This window comes from Ruegeria sp. HKCCA6837, from assembly GCF_013034475.1.
Taxonomy (GTDB): Bacteria; Pseudomonadota; Alphaproteobacteria; order Rhodobacterales; family Rhodobacteraceae; genus Ruegeria.
The window spans coordinates 90,742-107,262 of the sequence record NZ_WQGD01000007.1; the positions used below are offsets into that span (position 1 = coordinate 90,742).

Below are 16,521 nucleotides of genomic sequence, written 5' to 3' on the forward strand. Positions count from 1 at the left end.
TCGCCCGGAACCCAGATATTCCTGACCAACAGGTACGAGGTAGCTTCATGGATTATCACAGCCCCGCCAGCTTTGCCGAAGCTTCGGCTCTGGCCGCGAATGCGACGGGTATTACACGGTTTCTGGCGGGTGGCACCGATGTTTTGGTGCAGTTGCGCTCGGAACTGGTGACACCCGATACGCTGATCGACATCAAGAAAATCAACGGTGTACACGACATCACTCGCAATGCCGATGGCAGTTGGACACTGGGTGTGGCCACTACAGGCGCCGAGATGAGCGAGCATCCTGATCTGGGCAAGGACTGGCCTGGTGTGGTCGAGGCGATGGACCTGATCGGATCCACCCAGGTGCAGGGGCGTGCAACTTTGACCGGCAACTTGTGCAACGGGTCTCCGGCGGCTGATTCCGTGCCAGCGATGGTTGCAGCGGGTGTAACTGTCACGGTCACTGGTCCGGATGGCACCCGTGAGATTGCAGTCGAGGATATCCCAACCGGCCCCGGCAAGATCTCACTGGCGAAGGGTGAAGTTGTTTCCGCCGTCAACATTCCCGCGCGCGGTGAGAATGCAGGCGACGCATATCTGCGGTTTATCCCGCGTACGGAAATGGACATTGCCGTGGTTGGTGTAGGTGTCAGCTTGCGTCTGGATGGGGATACCATCACCGAGGCTCGGGTGTCGCTGGGGGCGGTCGCTCCCACGGTTCTGCTGGTCGAGGATTGCGCGAAAGCCCTTGTCGGCAGCAAGCTGGACGATGCCGCGCTGGATGCGCTGGCGGCCGCCGCCTCTGCCGCCTGCAACCCGATCGACGACAAACGCGGCACGATCGCATTCCGCACCGAGGTCGCTGGCGTTCTGGCCAAGCGCGCTGCGAAAATTGCCTATGCCCGCGCAAAGGGAGAAAACGCATGAGAAAGCTCCACGTATCCACCACCGTGAACGGGGACGCCGTTGAATACCTCTGTGACCCGCGCGAAACTCTGCTGGACTGTCTGCGCGACAAGCTGAACCTGACCGGCGCGAAAGAGGGCTGCGGTACAGGAGATTGCGGTGCGTGTTCCGTCACCGTTGATGGCCGTCTGGTCTGCTCCTGCCTGATGCTGGGCGTCGAGGCCGAGGGTAAGCAAATCGAAACCGTCGAAGGCATTGCAGACGGCGACGTTCTGCATCCGCTGCAAAAGAAGATGATCGAATACGCTGCTTTGCAGTGTGGTATCTGTACTCCGGGTATTCTGGTGGCGGCCAAGTCGCTGCTGGAGAAAAACCCGAACCCCACCGAAGAGGAAACCCGGTATTGGCTGGCAGGCAATCTCTGCCGCTGCACCGGGTACGACAAGATCATTCGCGCCGTGATGGATGCGGCGGCTGAGATGCGGGAGGCGTCGTAATGGCTCTGGACGATCGGAAATCAGACTTCACATTTGTGGGCACCCGCCCCAACCGTCCTGACGGTCTGGACAAGGTGACAGGCCGCGCCAAGTTCGGCGCGGATATCTCAGCGCCCGGAATGTTGCACGGCGCTGTTCTGCGCTCCCCTCACGCCCATGCACGGATTGTGAAGATCGATGCGTCAAAGGCCGAGGCGCATAAGGATGTCAAAGCCGTTGTAACCCGAGCGGATTTTGCCGACGTGCCGTTCAAGCCGGGGCTGGAAGGCGAGTTCTGGAATGTTCTGGAAAACGTCATGGCTGGTGAGAAAGCTCTGTATGACGGTCACGCGGTGGCGGCCGTGGCGGCAACGTCTGCGCTGGCGGCCCGTGATGCGCTCAAGCTGATCGAGGTCGAATACGAGGTGCTTCCCCATGTCACCGACGTGGACAAGGCAATGGCTTCGGATGCACCTGTTATCCGCGACGGCGCGGCAGACTATTCCGTACCTGAAGGGATGCACCCTAACGTGGTCCGCTATCACGAAAGCGGCCACGGTGATGTCGAGGCAGGTTTTGCCGAGGCCGATCTGGTGATCGAAGACAGCTTTGTCACCGAGGCGACGCACCAGGGTTATATCGAACCGCACGCCTGTCTGGGCATGCTGGGTAATGACGGCAAGGGCGAACTGTGGTGCACCACCCAAGGCCACTGGATCGCGCAGAAAACCTGTGCAGCTTTGCTGGGCATCGAAACCTCGCAACTGCGCGTGACCGCGTCCGAGATCGGCGGGGGTTTTGGTGGTAAGACAACCGTATTTATCGAACCGGTGGCTCTGGCTCTGAGCCGTAAAGCCAATCGTCCGGTCAAGATCGTCATGACGCGATCCGAGGTATTCCGAGCAACTGGTCCAACCTCTTCTGCGTCGATGGACGTAAAGATCGGCATGAAGAAGGACGGAACGATTTCGGCAGCACAAGGCGTGTTCCGTCTGCAAGGCGGAGCGTTCCCGGGCGCACCGGGCGACATGACCGCCATGTGCGCCTTTGCGCCCTACAATCTAACCAACGTTAAGCAAATCGGCTACGACGTGATGTCGAACCGCCCCAAGCAAGCCGCATACCGGGCACCGGGTGCGCCGATGGGGGCGTTTGCAGTCGAGTCGGTGATTGACGAGCTGTGCAACAAGCTGGGTCTCGATCCGGTGGATGTCCGTCTGAAAAACGCAGCCCATGAAGGCACCAAGGCCAGCTATGGCCCGACCTATGAACGCATCGGTCTGGTCGAAACGCTTGAGGCTGCCAAGGCGCATCCGCATTACGCAGCACCGCTCAAGCCAGGGCAGGGGCGTGGAATCTCTTGCGGGTTCTGGTTCAACCATGGTGGTGAGACCAGCGTATCCCTGGCCCTGTCCGAAGATGGCTCGGCCCAGCTGATGGTCGGCACGCCCGACATCGGCGGGTCACGCGCGTCGATGGCGCTGATGGCGGCAGAGGTTCTGGGCATTGCCTACGAAAACATCCGTGTCACTGTCGCCGACACCGCGACGCTGGGCTACAACGACGTCAGCCACGGCTCGCGCGTAACCTATGCCTCGGGTCTGGCCACGATCAAAGCCGCAAAACATGCGGTCGAGAAACTATGCGAACGTGCGGCGGCCAAGTGGGGCATCCCGGTTGATGCGGTGAAATGGGAAGACGGATGCGCGGTGCCTTCGGGCCCCAATGCAGGCGATTTCGATCCGATGCCGCTGGCCGACATCACTGCGGATATGGGTTCAACCGGCGGCCCGATCTCGGGCCACTTTGAAGCCACCCCGGAAGGTGCGGGCGTGTCTTTTGGCACTCATATTGTCGATGCCGAAGTCGATCCTGAAACCGGCAAGACCTCGATCACCCGTTACACGGTCATTCAGGACGCCGGTAAAGCGATCCACCCGACCTATGTTGAGGGTCAATTCCAGGGTGGAGCCGCACAAGGCATCGGTTGGGCTCTGAACGAGGAGTACATCTATGGCGAGGACGGGCGCTTGCAGAACTCGATCTTCCTCGACTATCGTATTCCCGTTGCCAGCGACCTGCCGATGATTGACACGGTGATTGTCGAAGTACCCAACCCCGGCCACCCGTTTGGGGTTCGTGGTGTCGGCGAAACGGGCATTGTCCCGCCGCTGGCGGCCATCGCCAATGCGGTGTCCAACGCCGCTGGCGTTCGGATGAAGCAACTGCCAATGTCCCCGCCGCGCATTCTGGCCGCGCTAAAGGACAATGGTTGAGGTCCACCTTTGGTCTAGCCTCCGGTCATTGACCGGGGGCCAACAGGTGGTGGAGGTCGAGGCCAAAACCACCGGCGAACTTTTACGTGCGTTGGTTCAGGCCCACCCGCAATTGCAAGCCCCCATCGATGCGGGGATCTCCATCGCGATTGACGGGCGCGTCATTGCCACCGGGCTTACGGAACCAATCCCCGAGGGCAGCGAAGTCTATCTGATGCAACGCCTCAGGGGCGGTTAGGCATCAGGCGACCACGGCTCGCGCCCGACCATCCGGTCGGCTTCGGCTGTGATGTCGTTCATGTGCTGCTCAAGGCTCAGGCGCAGGGCCTCAAACTCTTCTTCGCTGGCCTTGCGAGGCACCGTTCCGGTCCATTCGCGGCACAAAAACACTCCTTCATTGCGCCAGGGGCGTGGCATCAGCAGGCGGTCCCATGTACCGGCCTCGCGCGCGTGTTTCGCAGAAAAGGTGATGCCAAACACCCGTTTGCCGGAGGTGCGCGCCCAAACCAGTGGCACAGTCGACAGCACCCGTTCTGGTCCGCGCGGCCCATCAGCAGCAATACCGATGGAAATACCCTGCTTCATCTTCCCAAGCACTTCGCGCGAGAGGGCCACGTGCCGCTTGTGGCTGGACATGGCGATTGTGTCCATGCCGAACTGTTCCTGCACCCGGCCCACCATGCTGCCGGCGCGGGCTGCGGACGTGATCGAACAGATCCTGCCTTTGTCCAGCGGAAAGAAATACGGGGACTGCGCCAGCCGCTGGTGCCACAGCACAACGATGACCGGCTCTCCCTGTTCAGCCAATTGGTCCAGTTCTTCATACCCGATGCGTTGCCAGCGCGTGTTGCGGTTGACCCATCTAATATAGCTGGCAATCCGACGTGCTACCCAGTTTAGCACAACTTCACTGTCTGCGATCTTCTTGCGGAGGTTCACTCGGGCTTCCTTTAGCTGACCGGACCTTGTCTTAGCGCACTGCACATTTTGCGCAACTTGTTTGTCGGATCAGATAGTGGTGCGGAATTTGAAAAAGCCTCTTGAGTCCGCTGCGCGGCTGGCATATCTGGGTGCTCACCATAGGGGTATAGCTCAGTTGGTAGAGCGACGGTCTCCAAAACCGTAGGTCGCGGGTTCGAACCCTGCTGCCCCTGCCATTAAAAACCATAGCAAGAACTTGGTTTGGTAATGTGCAGAGCACGCCAAATGGTTCGCACGTTTTTTAGGTGTAAACACTGCTGACGACCTGAAGCGCGCCGGGACGCGTCTTGCGATGTGGTTCAAGTCATTCTGAATTTTCAGGAAGAGAGATTGGCTTCGGTTTCTGTGCCCAAATTTGCCGATAATCCTGAAACAGTTCGGAATTCTTTGGGTGAAGAGTTGCCAAGGAGCAAGCGGCCCAAGTGGCGATGCCGTATTCGGCGTCGCTCTTTTTTGGTATTTGAGCGTGCAGTGCAGCGGCTTCCAGTGTTGACGGCTTGTGCGTTGGCGCCAAATCCCCGCGTCAGTCAAAACCGTTTCAATAAAGGCGCGGCACGTGAATTGGCCACTTCTTCATGGTCCGTTATGCAGCTGCCATATGAACGTGTGGCAAACGGGGCGTCCACGTACTGTTAACCATTAGCGAAAACAGTTTGCTTCGACGCAAAAAAGCTAGGCGACCGAGGGATCAGACCAGCAGTGCTTGGTCTCCGATGTTTGTCTTCCGCCGAGTCGGCATCGTTTTTGCAGGATGCCCGCTGATCGTCAGCGCAAGGTCCTGATAAAACCCGTCGCTGTCGAACCACCAGCGATGGGATTTCATCATCTTGCGCTGCGCCTTTGGAACGTCGCGCTTGTATTGCTCGTTGCAATAAATGTCCCAATGACCTTTCGAGGTCAGCTTTGGCATTCCAACGCGACCCACGCGTTGCCGCCCGCCGTGCACAAGCCCGCCAGACAGGGCTAAAACCTTGTCCCTGCTGCTGTAATAGTTGGTGAATCGCTTGCTGCGCTTTTTGAGAACCAGATCTCCCCAAGCGCCTTTTTCAAGCCACTCTGCGTCGACATCGCCAGACGCAAACATGATCTGACCCGCGGACCAAATCTTGTTTCCCGGTCCAGCCGAATCCCCGAAATCCGAGAAACCGCGCAGAACGACCAAAGCCCCCATGGAATGTGCAATCAGGTGAACCCTTGGGCGAGAAGGCATCCCCAACAGCGGTAAAATTCCATCCCCCACCAGATGTGGGGCAACTGCCTTGGCGTCGGAGCGGTCCGAGTCATACGCATGAATCGACCCATCACTTGGCCAGTCAAAGGCGACAACGGCCCCCTGATACCCGTTGGCCCTTACCCCGTTTTCAATCTTTTCAAGCCGGTCCAGCATACTCTTCTGGCTGGTGTTGAAACCATGGACATAGATCAGGACGTCCGAATCTCCGCCCTCTTGGCGGACAAGATCAAGCCATTTGGCCTTTTTGACGATGCCGCCTTTGCGAATTTTACCGCTCGGGCTTTTTTGCGTGATGTGAACGTATCTGGTTTTTGCAGCGGGCTTGAAAGTGAATTTCTTTTTTTGCGCGTTATAGGTGCGGCGGGAAAAAAACAGGGCCATGTGTCAAACTCCATTCCAAGTAATCCAAGAAATGTGCCACGAAGCGCCCTTTTCACAAAGCTCAATGTTCTGATCAATGCTTTGGACTTCTTCAGCCAAAGCGCAAACAGGGTTCCTCTGGCCAACCAATCCCTGTTTCCTCTGACCGCCGAATGCCCTAGTGTCCGGTGCAAACGAACACACGCACGAGGACCCATGTCGCGCTTTGATGGATATTTCCTGCGGCAATTGCTGATTCTGTTTGGCTTTTTCACCCTTGTGCTGGTCGGTGTGTTCTGGATCACCCGGTCGGTCAGCCTGTTTGACCGCGTGATCAGCGGTGGTCAGTCCGCGATGGTTTTTCTGGAATTCACTGCCCTGACCCTGCCAACTTTGATCCGCACGGTCATGCCCATGGCCGTGTTTGCTGCTGCTGTTTACGCCACCAATCGTCTGAGCCGGGAAAGTGAGTTGACGGTAATGCTGGCCACGGGCTCCAGCCCTCGCAGGTTAGCCCGTGCCGTCGTTCTGTTTGGGGCGATTACCGGCCTGATGATGGCGGCAATCAGTGTTTTTCTGCGCCCCGCTTCGGTCGAGCAATTGGAGATTCGGCAAGCAGAGGTCGCTGGCGATGTGACGGCGCAGTTGCTGAACGAAGGCGAGTTCCTGCACCCGGCCGAAGATGTTACTGTATATATCGGCCAGATCGATCTGGACGGGACACTGCGTGAGGTATTTGTCTCGGACCGGCGCGATCCTGAAAACGCGGTCAGCTACTCCAGTGCCACTGCCTATCTGGTCAACAATGACATCGGTATTCACCTTGTTATGGTTGACGGCGTGGCGCTGCGCCTGACCAAAGAAGGCAGACGGTTGTCTTCGACCCTGTTTCAGGACGCGTCATACGACATCTCCGAATTGACCAGCACAAGCCCGATGACCAAACGTAGTCTTGAGGCTATCCCAACCGTTGAGCTGATTCAGAACCGCAGTGAGATTTCTGCCGCCGAAGGGTATAGCGAGGGCAAGCTGGTCGAAGAATTGCATCAGCGGTTTTCCTGGATTGCCATTTGTGTCGCTGTTTCCCTGGCAGGGTATTCGACACTTATGCTGGGCAGCTTTTCGCGGTTTGGACTCTGGCCCCAAATCCTGGGTGCGTTCACGATTCTGGTGCTGCTCGAAGGTGTGCGCGGGTTTGTATCTCCTGTTGTTATCGACGACCCCAAGCTTTGGATCCTACTCTATCTTCCGGCTATCATCGGGGTGCTGATTTCCGGTGTCTTCTTGTTGATCGCGGGGCGTCCGATCCTGCGCAAGCGACTGCGTTCGGACAAGACGTTGGTCACGCCCACCTAGGCGCGCAGGTCGGTGAGGCAACTCAGAAGTTCGTCAAGTTCCGGCTGGTCGCTGCGTGTGACTAAATACACTGGCAACCGCAATGGAACGCTTTCTGCAACACGTTCCAGATCGCCAGATTTCAAATGATCTGAAATGACGTAATCGGGGAAATAGCCGCGTCCGCCGCGTTTTAGGACATAACGCAGCGCCATTATGCAATTGCCCAGAAACAGGGTCTGACCAGACGCCTGTCGCGCGGCGGATCTGACATGGTCCTGATAGACTTCGCCCAGCTCAAGATTGACGAAAACCAGATCCTCTTCGGCGGTGTGCTTCTGTGGCGTCTGCACCAATGACAAAGCCTCAGGTTCCAATTCGCACCAAGTCACCCGCCGGTCCGCAGGCTTTTCATGCGTGATGGCTGCATCCAGCACATGAGTTGCCACTGCCTCGATCATGTTCAGATCGTGGTCGTAGTTGAGCGTCAGTAGAAGCTTGTCAAAGCGCTGTTCAAAGCGTACGGCAAGGTCCACCAGCAATGGGTCCCATATGCTGAGTTGCCCACCAAGGCGCAGCGCAGGGCGGCTTTGGGTCTGATCAGGTAATTCGCGCGAGGCAAACGCCCATAGCGACAGCATCTGCTCAGCATAAGGCTTGAATTGCTGCCCGAATCCAGTCAGCGCCGTGGCACCGGCACCGCGTGTGAAAAGCGGTCTGCCGGTTTCCTCCTCGATCAGACGAATGCGGGCACTAACGGCTGTCTGGGTCACGTTCAGCTTTCGGGCCGCCGCGTGGAAACCACCCGTTTCAGCAACGCATAGAAAAGTCTCAAGAGCTTTGGTTTGCATATTGAAAGTATTTTTTCATCAAACTGATAAAATCAATTCATTTTTTTGAACAGGAGAGTCACGGTATTCTGCGGGCAGGAAACACGCCGGAGAAACAACCATGCTGGATAAAAGCCACAAGCCGACCTGGACTAGTTTTGAAGAAGCGACCAAGGCCGACTGGGACGCCGTATTGGAATATGAGGAAGCGTATAATGCCGCATTGCCTGACCGCATCCTCGACGCCATACGGTCATTGGACGAGGAATGGACACCCTATCCCGTGAACCGCTATCAACACAGCCTGCAGGCCGCGACGCGCGCGTATCAAGACGGGGCAGATGAAGAGTTGGTGGTCGCGGCCCTGATCCACGACACTGGCGATATTCTGTCACCCTACAACCATGGTGAGCTGTCAGCGGCGATGATGAAGCCCTATGTCAGCGAGCGGACCTACTGGATTCTCAAACATCACTGTGTGTTTCAGGGCTATTATTACAACCATCACCTCGGCGGTGACCGCAACGCCCGTGACAAGTACCGCGACAGCCCCTATTGGGAGGACTGCCGCTATTTCTGTCACGAATACGATCAGAAAGCGTTCGACCCGGATTATCCGACCAAACCGTTGGAGTTTTTCGAGCCCATGCTGCGCCGTGTCCTGAACAAAGGCGAAGGGCATATGGAGTTGAACGAAACCTCTGACGCTTAGCAGGCCGCCATCAGGCGATAGACGATCTGCGCGGCAGTGAAGTCCCAGGCGGCATTGCCGTCCGGGGCCAGTTCGACCACGTCGAAACCTACGCATGTGCGGCCCTTCAGTGCGTGTTCGACCAGCCGAAGCGCCTGATAGTAGCCCAGACCGCCGGGTACTGGCGTGCCGGTCGCTGGCATCTGTGACGGATCAAGGCAGTCCACGTCAAAACTGACATAGACCAGCTCGGGGAAATCTTCGGGCAGGTCGACTGCGTGGATGTTGCCGGTGACCAGTTCCTCGGCATCCACGTGAAAGACGTGGTTTTTCAGACGGCTTTTGGCCTCTTCGGAGGAAAAGGCGCGGACGCCGAACTGGGCCAGCCGGACGCCTTCTTCGGCCAGCAGATGCATGACTGATGCGTGGCTGTGTTTTTCGCCCTGATAGGCGTTGCGTAGGTCAGCATGCGCGTCGATTTGAACGATACCGATGGGTTGGTTCAGCGCGCGCGCCACGCCCATCACTGCGCCGTAGCTGAGGGAATGCTCGCCTCCCAATGTTACGGGCACTTTGCCTGCTCGGACGGCAGCTTCGGTGCGTTGGGCGAGGCCCTCCATGACGTCGGGCAGGGCGGCGTCGCAATCCAGCGGTGCTTCGGTGAAGATACCTTCGACACAGGGTTCCGCGTGGCCGGTGATGCGTTCCAGTTCGTTGCTGGCTTCGATAATCGCCTCGGGGCCTTTGGCTGTGCCTGACCCGTAAGACACGGTGCGCTCCAGCGGGACCGGGATCACGCGAAAACGGGCGTCCTCGGTACGCTCGGCTTCGGTCAGTTCACTGTCGAGGAAAATGCTCATGAGAGGCGGTCCTTAAAGTCGTTATAGCCGAACTTTTTGATGATCTTCAGTTCGTCCGTTTCGCTGTTCCACAAGGAGATGGTTGGCAGGGGAACGCCGTTGAAGGTGTTGGTTTTGACCATTGAATAATGGGCCTGATCAAGAAAGGCGAACCGCTGACCGATCTGCAATGGCTTGTCCCAAGTGTAGTCGCCGATCACGTCGCCGGCCAGACAGGAGGGACCACCCAAGCGGTATGTATGGCCCGCCTCGGCCTCGTCCATCAGGGCGGGGCGATAGGGGGCTTCGATCACGTCGGGCATGTGACATGTGGCTGAGATATCAGTAATTGCGAGGTTCATGCCGTTTTTCGGCAGGTCGAGGATTTCCCCAACCAGAATTCCCGCATCCAACGCGACGGCTTCACCGGGCTCGAGGTAGACGTCGACGCCATGGGACTCGCGGATGGCTTTGATGAAGGCAACCAGCCCTTCGCGGTCATAATCGTCACGGGTGATATGATGGCCACCGCCGAAGTTCAGCCATTTGAGTTGGCCCATAAAGGGGGCGATTTTGGGTTGAACGGCCTCCCAGGTGCGTTGAAGCGGTTCGAACCCTTGTTCGCACAGCGTGTGCATATGCAGGCCATCGACACCGGCCAAAGCCTCGGTGGTCAATTGACTCACTGGGATTCCAAGCCGCGAACAGGGGGCGCAGGGATCGTATTTTGGAATTTCGCCTTCGGAGTGTTCCGGGTTGATGCGCAGACCGACTTGCACCTTGGCAGCCTGAGCCCTGGCAAGAAACCGGTCCTTTTGTGCCGGAGAGTTAAAGATGATGTGGTCCGAAAGCGATAGGATTTCATCTATGTCGGCGTCTTTGTATCCCGCGCAGAAGGTGGCAACCTCTCCACCATATTCCTCGCGACCTAGGCGGGCCTCATAGATGCCGGACGCGCAGGTGCCGCCGAGATACTCGCGCACCAGTGGGGCCAGCGAGAACATCGAAAACGCCTTGAGCGCGCTGAGGACATGCGCGCCGGATTGCGTGCCAATGTCGGAGAGGATGGTCAGGTTGCGTTCGACGGCTTTTTCGTCGACCACAAAGCAGGGCGTGGGGACGCGGGTGAGGTCGAAATTGCGGAAGCCACCTGCGTCTCCGGCCTGCGTGGTCATCATGTCGGGCATGTCCGGCGTCTCTGGGTTGTGGAGAGGCCGGGGGCTCTGCCCCCGGACCCCCGCCGTATTTGTGAACAAGAAGAAGGGGAGCGGTATCCCCACTGGTTAGTCAGAATTCGACCGGGCCGTCGAGTTCGTGGACCTGCCATGGCAGACCGTGTGTGTTCAGCATGTCCATGAAATCATCCGGGTCCAGCTGTTCCATGTTCCAAACACCCGGCTCGCGCCAGTTGCCTTTCAGCACCTGCGCCGCGCCGATCATCGCAGGGACGCCGGTTGTGTAGCTGACGGCCTGGCTGCCGACCTCGGCATAGCATTCTTCGTGGTCGCAGATGTTGTAGATGTAGAAGGTTTTCTCGCCCGAGCCGTCCTTGGCCTGACCCGTGGCGATATCGCCGATGCAGGCCTTACCCTTGGTTTCCGCGCCCAGATCGCCGGGGTCGGGCAGCAGGGTTTTCAGGAACTGGATCGGGATGATTTCCTTGCCGTCATGCATCACCGGGTCAATGCGGGTCATGCCGACGTTTTCCAGCACTTTTGCGTGGGTGATATAGGCGTCGCCAAAGGTCATCCAGAAGCGGGCACGCTCGATCTCGGGGAAGTGGGTCGAAAGCGATTCCAGTTCCTCGTGATACATCAGGTACATGTTCTTGGGGCCAATGGCGGGGAAGTCGAACTCGACCTTGTGGGTCATCGCCGGGGAGTGTTTCCACTCGCCACCTTCCCAGTGGCGCACCTCGGCCAGCACTTCGCGGAGGTTGATTTCCGGGTTGAAGTTGGTGGCGAATTCCTGATCGTTCGAGCCGCCGTTGGCGTCCAGTACGTCGATCTGGCGGATCGTGTCCAGTTTGTGTTTTTTCAGCCATTTGGCGAACACGCTGGTCACGCCCGGATCGAAGCCCGAACCGAGGATGGCGGTCAGGCCGGCCTCTTTGAACCGTTCCTGATAGGCCCATTGCCAATGGTATTCGAACTTGGCCTCATCCTCGGGCTCGTAATTTGCGGTGTCGAGGTAGTGAATACCGGCCTCAAGGCAGGCGTCCATCAGGACCAGATCCTGATAGGGCAGGGCGAGGTTCACGAGGATTTCCGCGCCGGTGTCCTTGATCAGCTTGACTGTGTCTTCGACCTTGTAGGCGTCCAGTTCGGCGGTGGCGATATCAACACCCACGCGCTCTTTCACCGCTTTGGCTATGGCGTCGCATTTCGACTTGGTCCTGCTGGCCAGGGTGATTTCGGTAAAGATGTCCGAGTTCATCGCCATCTTGTGCACGGCTGCGTGGGATACGCCGCCTGCACCGACAACCAGTGTTTTTCCCATTGGGTCGTCTCCTTGTTATTCGTAATAGGTGTAGCCGTTGATCGAGTCGCGATAGGCGCTCATCAGGGTTTTGCGGTCCTTGGCTTTCAGAGTACCGGTCGAGATCGCCTCGTCCACCATTTTGCGGAAGGCGGCGACGCAATCCTGCGGATCAAACTCGACATAAGACAAGACTTCGGAAATCGTGTCGCCTTCTTGTTCGTGCAGCAGGTCAAAGCCGCCATCGGCGCGCAGGTCGATGGTGACGACGTTTGTGTCGCCGAACAGGTTGTGCAGGTCGCCCAGCGTTTCCTGATAGGCGCCGACGAAGAAGACACCCATCAAGTATTCCTGATCTTCGGGCAGAGAATGCACCGGCAGGCTGGGCGAGACGCCGTCGGACAAAATGAACCGATCAATTTTGCCATCGCTGTCGCAGGTAATGTCGGACAGCACCGCGCGGCGGTCGGGTGTCCGGTTAAGACTCTGCAGCGGCACGATTGGATGGAGCTGGTCGATGGCCCAGACGTCGGGCAGGGATTGGAACAGCGAAAAATTGCAGTGGTAGATATCGGCCACTTTCTCAAGCTGATCATCCACATCCGTTTCCAGATCGTCGCTGGCAGCAAGCGCCTTGAGACGTGCCATCAGGGACAGGTAGATACGTTCGGCACGCGCCATCTGCCGCAAGTCGACATAGCCACGGCGGAACAGGGCGCGCAACTCGTTGCGATAGAAGGTGGCGTCGTTCCAGCATTCCTGCAGGCGATCTTTGCTGAGATATCCATGCACTGCAGCAAGGTCCGAGACCATGTGGTGATCATCGGGCTCAACCTCGGGGCCGTTTGGCGCATCATACAATGTGCTTTCCAGCACGTTGAACACTAGCATCGACGAGGTTGCGACCACGGCGCGGCCGCTTTCGGTGACCAGCGTGGGATGGGCTACCTCGGCCTCGTCCATCGCGTAGGCCACGGTTTCGACCACGTTGGCGCAGTATTCTTCGACCGTGTAGTTGATCGAGTTTTCAGCCGCCTTCTTTTCGCCGGTGTAATCCACGCCCATACCACCGCCGAGGTCCAGATGTGTCAGCGGGACGCCCTCTCGGGTCAACTCGGTGTAGTAGCGGCAGGCCTCACCGACGGCGCGGCGCACATCGTTGACGTCCTGCACCTGAGAGCCCAGGTGCGAGTGCTGCAGCTTCAAACAGTGCAACAATCCGGCTTCTTTTAGCTTGTCCACCGTAGCGACTAGTTGATCCGTGTTCATGCCAAAGGCCGAACGATCCCCCGAGCTTTCTTCCCATTTGCCGCTGATCTGGTTGGTCAGTTTGACCCGGACACCGATCAGAGGTTCGATGCCCAGTTCGTTGTAGACCTTGATCACCGTGTCGGCCTCTTTCGGGCTTTCCAGCACGATGACGGTGTTGAACCCGATCTTGCGGGACAGGATCGCCAGCTGGATGAACTCGGCATCTTTGACACCGTTGCAGACGATCAGCGCCTCAGACGCCAGTCGATGCGCAAGGGCTACCACCAGTTCAGGCTTGGACCCGGCCTCGAGGCCATAGTTGTATTTCTTGCCGAACTCGACGATGCGGTCGATCACCTGCGCCTGCTGGTTCACCTTGATCGGGAAGACACCGCGATAGGAACCCGTGTACCCCACACGCGCGATGGCCTCGCGGAAGCTATCGTTCAGATGCGCGATTTCATGTTCCAAATAAGAGGTCACGCGCAGAACCATGGGGGCTTTGACGCCACGGTCATCTAAATCGCTGATAATACCCGGCAGGCTGATCGCCGCTGTCTCTGGCGACATGGGATTGCGCAGACCGATCTCGCCTTGATCCGTCACCTCGATGAGGCCTTTGCCCCATTTCTCAACCCCGTAGATGGAATGCGGTGCGTCGGGCGTCTGTTTCAATCAAGTTGATCCTTAACGTAAGGGTGCCAGTTTCGCGCCCGCCAATACGGCAGCAGTTTGATTCTTCCAAGTGTAAACTAAGTGACGAAGAAAACCGAGTTTTACTCAGGGTGGCGGATCGGTATCAGGTGATTGTCCCACTGACAGTGTGCGTGGGCGCGGATCATAGGGGACAAACCGGTCAAAGTACCAAACAAGCCAGTTCCGGTGGTAAAGACCAACCCGTCTGACCCTGCACCCAAGCCGCAGACATCCTCTAATGCATGGGCATTCGCAAAGGTCCCGTTGGTGACGTCAAACTGATGTAGTACATTGCCGCGCGGGCAGGTGATGGCAATGGCCGTACCGTCCGCCGAAAACGCGACACTCCCCGCATAGCCTTGGAGCATGCTTTGATCCTTGTCGGGGGCCGACAGCAGGCGCGGGGCTTCGCCGAGACGGTGCAGGCCCAGCAGCGGCGGGTGTTCAGACGTGCTGCCCTGCCACTGCATCGCAAAGCCCACCAGCCCGTCTTGTCGAACGGCCAGATGCCGGATCGAGTTCTTGTGTAGATATCGGGGCAAGGAAATCTGCTCAAGAAAAGTGCCGGAAAGGCTCAGATAGGTCAGATTGGGGTCCATCACCGGCAGGTTCAGTTTGGTGCGCCCGGTTTCGGGATGTGTCTGGATCCCGCCATTGGCAATCACCAGCCTTTGCCTATCGGGCATCAAGCGCATTTCATGCGGTCCGACGCCACCCGAGGGAAACTCTGCTATCCGTACAAAGCTGTCCGCGTTCCAGACACTTATGACTCCTGTTCCGGCCTCATAGTTGTTCTCGGTCGCGAAGAAAGTTGTACCATCGGGTGAAAAGGTGCCATGGCCATAGAAATGGCGGCCCTCAGGAGCGGTGAGTTGCGCAATCTGCGCGCCGGTGGCGCAGTCGACGACCACGGCAAATGTTCCGGGGCGACGGGCAAAAGCTACGGCCTGTGCTTTGAACGGATGCGCTGCGGCGGCATGCCCACGCGCAGGCAAGGGCACCGAGAACAGGGTTTCGCCCTGCTCATTCAGACCCGCCAGCCTATGTGAACCATCGGGAAACAGCCCTGCAGCCAGAAAGTCGGGCGCCCCAACCGAAGCCCAGCCGCGGATCGGCGAGAGAGTGGCTGCGGTCAGACCGGCCAGGAAGTGACGGCGTGACGGCATGGATCAATCTCCGTCCAGCGAATTGAAGCCTGCGCTGATTCCCAGTGTCGGGCCAAGTTCGGTGGAGGCAATGGTGCGGATATCGCGAATGGATTGTTGCAGGGCCTCGATGCGGAACCGCGCTTGCGGGTCGGCAACACCCGCCAAGGCCGGATCATCAATAGACTGGGCGTTCTCGATTGCGCGTTCAAAGGCAGCGTCCAGATCGACTGCGATTTCGGGGTAATCGAAGGACAGTCGGGCGGCCAGATCGCGCAGGGCGATCAGCGAGAGCTCTATGTGGTGCAGGGACCGCTCGGACCGGCGTGCTTCTGCGCGGTTGGGGTGGGGGCGGTCGAATGTGCCCAATGGACGACCCAGCCGGGTTTCGGCGGTGAACTCAAGACCTGTAGACAGGGCTTTGAATAACTCCTGCATCGCCTCATCCTGCGTCCGATAGCGACTGTCCTCTCCGGGTCGGGTTAGGTTTGGGGCATAGCTCAGCCAGTCTTCGGCCATTGCTTGTGCGTTGGCACTGATATCCGCCGTGATAGCCTGAATCAGAGCACAGCGGTATTCTGCGTCGCCCTGATCAGCAAAGGCGGGGTCGTAAAGCATCTGTTCCAGCGCAAAGAAACCGCGCCCTGCGACGGACGTCTCGGCATAAGCTTCGGGGCTTTGGACCGCTTCATCCTTACTGGCGATATGTTGCGACAGCGCCTTGGAGGTGAAACCTTTCGTGTCGGGCCAAAAAGCCATTGCGAAAGCGCGGTCATCTACCTCGGTTGGGCCAAATCGCAGATGGCTGGCGGAAATCCAGCTGTCGAAGGCGTCACCATATGCGGCACGCAGCCCGGGTGAGGTCGGGGTGCAATCCACCAACGCGGCACTGACCAGAGCACCTGTTGTCTCTGGCAGCTTGTCGAACCGAGGCAGGATATGCGTTTCGGTCACATCCATCAGGATTGGGGCGCGATCTTGTGCCAGTGACACGACGGGCATTATCAACGCAGCGAGGAGAGGAAGGTAACGCATG

General features: G+C 58.2%; 15 protein-coding genes and 1 tRNA gene. 7 read left to right on the forward strand and 9 right to left on the reverse strand.

What is annotated here, in order from left to right:
* Positions 1-47 precede the first annotated feature (47 nt).
* From GOV91_RS11940 to GOV91_RS11955, 4 genes are read left to right on the forward strand one after another with little or no spacing between them, the layout of a single operon-like run.
* On the forward strand, positions 48-914 hold the full coding sequence (locus tag GOV91_RS11940) for a xanthine dehydrogenase family protein subunit M (protein WP_171235668.1): 867 nt from the start codon (positions 48-50) through the stop codon (positions 912-914).
* Complete coding sequence (locus GOV91_RS11945; RefSeq protein WP_171235669.1) at positions 911-1,390, forward strand: (2Fe-2S)-binding protein; 480 nt, start codon at positions 911-913, stop codon at positions 1,388-1,390. Before GOV91_RS11940 ends, GOV91_RS11945 begins: the two co-directional genes overlap by 4 nt.
* Positions 1,390-3,645 (forward strand): xanthine dehydrogenase family protein molybdopterin-binding subunit, encoded by a 2,256-nt coding sequence (locus tag GOV91_RS11950; RefSeq protein WP_171235670.1) that lies wholly within the window; start codon positions 1,390-1,392, stop codon positions 3,643-3,645. The genes GOV91_RS11945 and GOV91_RS11950 overlap by 1 nt, the downstream gene beginning before the upstream one ends.
* A complete protein-coding gene (locus tag GOV91_RS11955; RefSeq protein ID WP_171235671.1) occupies positions 3,638-3,883 on the forward strand; it encodes a MoaD/ThiS family protein in 246 nt (81 codons plus the stop codon). The genes GOV91_RS11950 and GOV91_RS11955 overlap by 8 nt, the downstream gene beginning before the upstream one ends.
* Here GOV91_RS11955 and GOV91_RS11960 read toward each other — a convergent pair.
* On the reverse strand, positions 3,880-4,584 hold the full coding sequence (locus GOV91_RS11960; protein ID WP_171235672.1) for a DUF374 domain-containing protein: 705 nt from the start codon (positions 4,582-4,584) through the stop codon (positions 3,880-3,882). The two genes, GOV91_RS11955 and GOV91_RS11960, sit on opposite strands and share 4 nt — an antisense overlap.
* 142 nt (positions 4,585-4,726) lie before the next feature.
* On the opposite strand from GOV91_RS11960, the gene GOV91_RS11965 reads away from it, so the two are divergent.
* Positions 4,727-4,802, forward strand: a tRNA-Trp gene (locus tag GOV91_RS11965).
* Positions 4,803-5,314: 512 nt separating this feature from the next.
* Here GOV91_RS11965 and GOV91_RS11970 read toward each other — a convergent pair.
* Positions 5,315-6,241, reverse strand: coding sequence for an alpha/beta hydrolase (locus tag GOV91_RS11970; RefSeq protein ID WP_171235673.1), 927 nt, complete (start codon positions 6,239-6,241; stop codon positions 5,315-5,317).
* A gap of 195 nt (positions 6,242-6,436) precedes the next feature.
* Between GOV91_RS11970 and lptF the strand changes: the two genes are divergently transcribed.
* Positions 6,437-7,576 carry an LPS export ABC transporter permease LptF gene (lptF, locus tag GOV91_RS11975; protein ID WP_171235674.1) on the forward strand — a complete coding sequence of 380 codons (1,140 nt, stop codon included), beginning with the start codon at positions 6,437-6,439 and terminating at the stop codon, positions 7,574-7,576.
* Here the strand turns inward: lptF and GOV91_RS11980 are convergent.
* Positions 7,573-8,406 (reverse strand): LysR family transcriptional regulator, encoded by an 834-nt coding sequence (locus tag GOV91_RS11980; RefSeq protein WP_171235675.1) that lies wholly within the window; start codon positions 8,404-8,406, stop codon positions 7,573-7,575. The genes lptF and GOV91_RS11980 overlap by 4 nt on opposite strands.
* 100 nt (positions 8,407-8,506) lie before the next feature.
* Here GOV91_RS11980 and GOV91_RS11985 point away from each other — a divergent pair, with 100 nt between their 5' ends.
* Positions 8,507-9,097 carry an HD domain-containing protein gene (locus GOV91_RS11985; RefSeq protein WP_171235676.1) on the forward strand — a complete coding sequence of 197 codons (591 nt, stop codon included), beginning with the start codon at positions 8,507-8,509 and terminating at the stop codon, positions 9,095-9,097.
* On the opposite strand, the gene speB is transcribed toward GOV91_RS11985, so the two are convergent.
* The 6 genes from speB to GOV91_RS12015 form a co-directional block, all read right to left on the reverse strand.
* Positions 9,094-9,936 carry an agmatinase gene (gene speB, locus GOV91_RS11990; RefSeq protein ID WP_171235677.1) on the reverse strand — a complete coding sequence of 281 codons (843 nt, stop codon included), beginning with the start codon at positions 9,934-9,936 and terminating at the stop codon, positions 9,094-9,096. The two genes, GOV91_RS11985 and speB, sit on opposite strands and share 4 nt — an antisense overlap.
* On the reverse strand, positions 9,933-11,102 hold the full coding sequence (gene nspC / locus GOV91_RS11995; protein ID WP_171235678.1) for a carboxynorspermidine decarboxylase: 1,170 nt from the start codon (positions 11,100-11,102) through the stop codon (positions 9,933-9,935). Before nspC ends, speB begins: the two co-directional genes overlap by 4 nt.
* A gap of 100 nt (positions 11,103-11,202) precedes the next feature.
* Positions 11,203-12,414: a saccharopine dehydrogenase family protein gene (locus GOV91_RS12000; RefSeq protein ID WP_171235679.1), complete on the reverse strand. Its 1,212-nt coding sequence runs from the start codon at positions 12,412-12,414 to the stop codon at positions 11,203-11,205.
* A gap of 15 nt (positions 12,415-12,429) precedes the next feature.
* Positions 12,430-14,319 (reverse strand): biosynthetic arginine decarboxylase, encoded by a 1,890-nt coding sequence (gene speA, locus GOV91_RS12005; protein WP_171235680.1) that lies wholly within the window; start codon positions 14,317-14,319, stop codon positions 12,430-12,432.
* Positions 14,320-14,420: 101 nt separating this feature from the next.
* A complete protein-coding gene (locus GOV91_RS12010; RefSeq protein ID WP_171235681.1) occupies positions 14,421-15,506 on the reverse strand; it encodes a DUF1513 domain-containing protein in 1,086 nt (361 codons plus the stop codon).
* Between the two features lie 3 nt (positions 15,507-15,509).
* Positions 15,510-16,520, reverse strand: coding sequence for an imelysin family protein (locus tag GOV91_RS12015; RefSeq protein ID WP_171175947.1), 1,011 nt, complete (start codon positions 16,518-16,520; stop codon positions 15,510-15,512).
* Position 16,521: the final 1 nt, after the last annotated feature.

Excerpts from the sequence above, each read along its gene's own strand:
- GOV91_RS11940 (WP_171235668.1), top strand. The coding sequence starts at position 48 with ATGGATTATCACAGCCCCGCCAGCTTTGCCGAAGCTTCGGCTCTGGCC.
- GOV91_RS11945 (WP_171235669.1), top strand. The coding sequence starts at position 911 with ATGAGAAAGCTCCACGTATCCACCACCGTGAACGGGGACGCCGTTGAA.
- GOV91_RS11950 (WP_171235670.1), top strand. The coding sequence starts at position 1,390 with ATGGCTCTGGACGATCGGAAATCAGACTTCACATTTGTGGGCACCCGC.
- GOV91_RS11955 (WP_171235671.1), top strand. The coding sequence starts at position 3,638 with ATGGTTGAGGTCCACCTTTGGTCTAGCCTCCGGTCATTGACCGGGGGC.
- GOV91_RS11970 (WP_171235673.1), bottom strand. The coding sequence starts at position 6,241 with ATGGCCCTGTTTTTTTCCCGCCGCACCTATAACGCGCAAAAAAAGAAA.
- lptF (WP_171235674.1), top strand. The coding sequence starts at position 6,437 with ATGTCGCGCTTTGATGGATATTTCCTGCGGCAATTGCTGATTCTGTTT.
- GOV91_RS11980 (WP_171235675.1), bottom strand. The coding sequence starts at position 8,406 with ATGCAAACCAAAGCTCTTGAGACTTTTCTATGCGTTGCTGAAACGGGT.
- GOV91_RS11985 (WP_171235676.1), top strand. The coding sequence starts at position 8,507 with ATGCTGGATAAAAGCCACAAGCCGACCTGGACTAGTTTTGAAGAAGCG.
- speB (WP_171235677.1), bottom strand. The coding sequence starts at position 9,936 with ATGAGCATTTTCCTCGACAGTGAACTGACCGAAGCCGAGCGTACCGAG.
- nspC (WP_171235678.1), bottom strand. The coding sequence starts at position 11,102 with ATGCCCGACATGATGACCACGCAGGCCGGAGACGCAGGTGGCTTCCGC.
- GOV91_RS12000 (WP_171235679.1), bottom strand. The coding sequence starts at position 12,414 with ATGGGAAAAACACTGGTTGTCGGTGCAGGCGGCGTATCCCACGCAGCC.
- GOV91_RS12010 (WP_171235681.1), bottom strand. The coding sequence starts at position 15,506 with ATGCCGTCACGCCGTCACTTCCTGGCCGGTCTGACCGCAGCCACTCTC.
- GOV91_RS12015 (WP_171175947.1), bottom strand. The coding sequence starts at position 16,520 with ATGCGTTACCTTCCTCTCCTCGCTGCGTTGATAATGCCCGTCGTGTCA.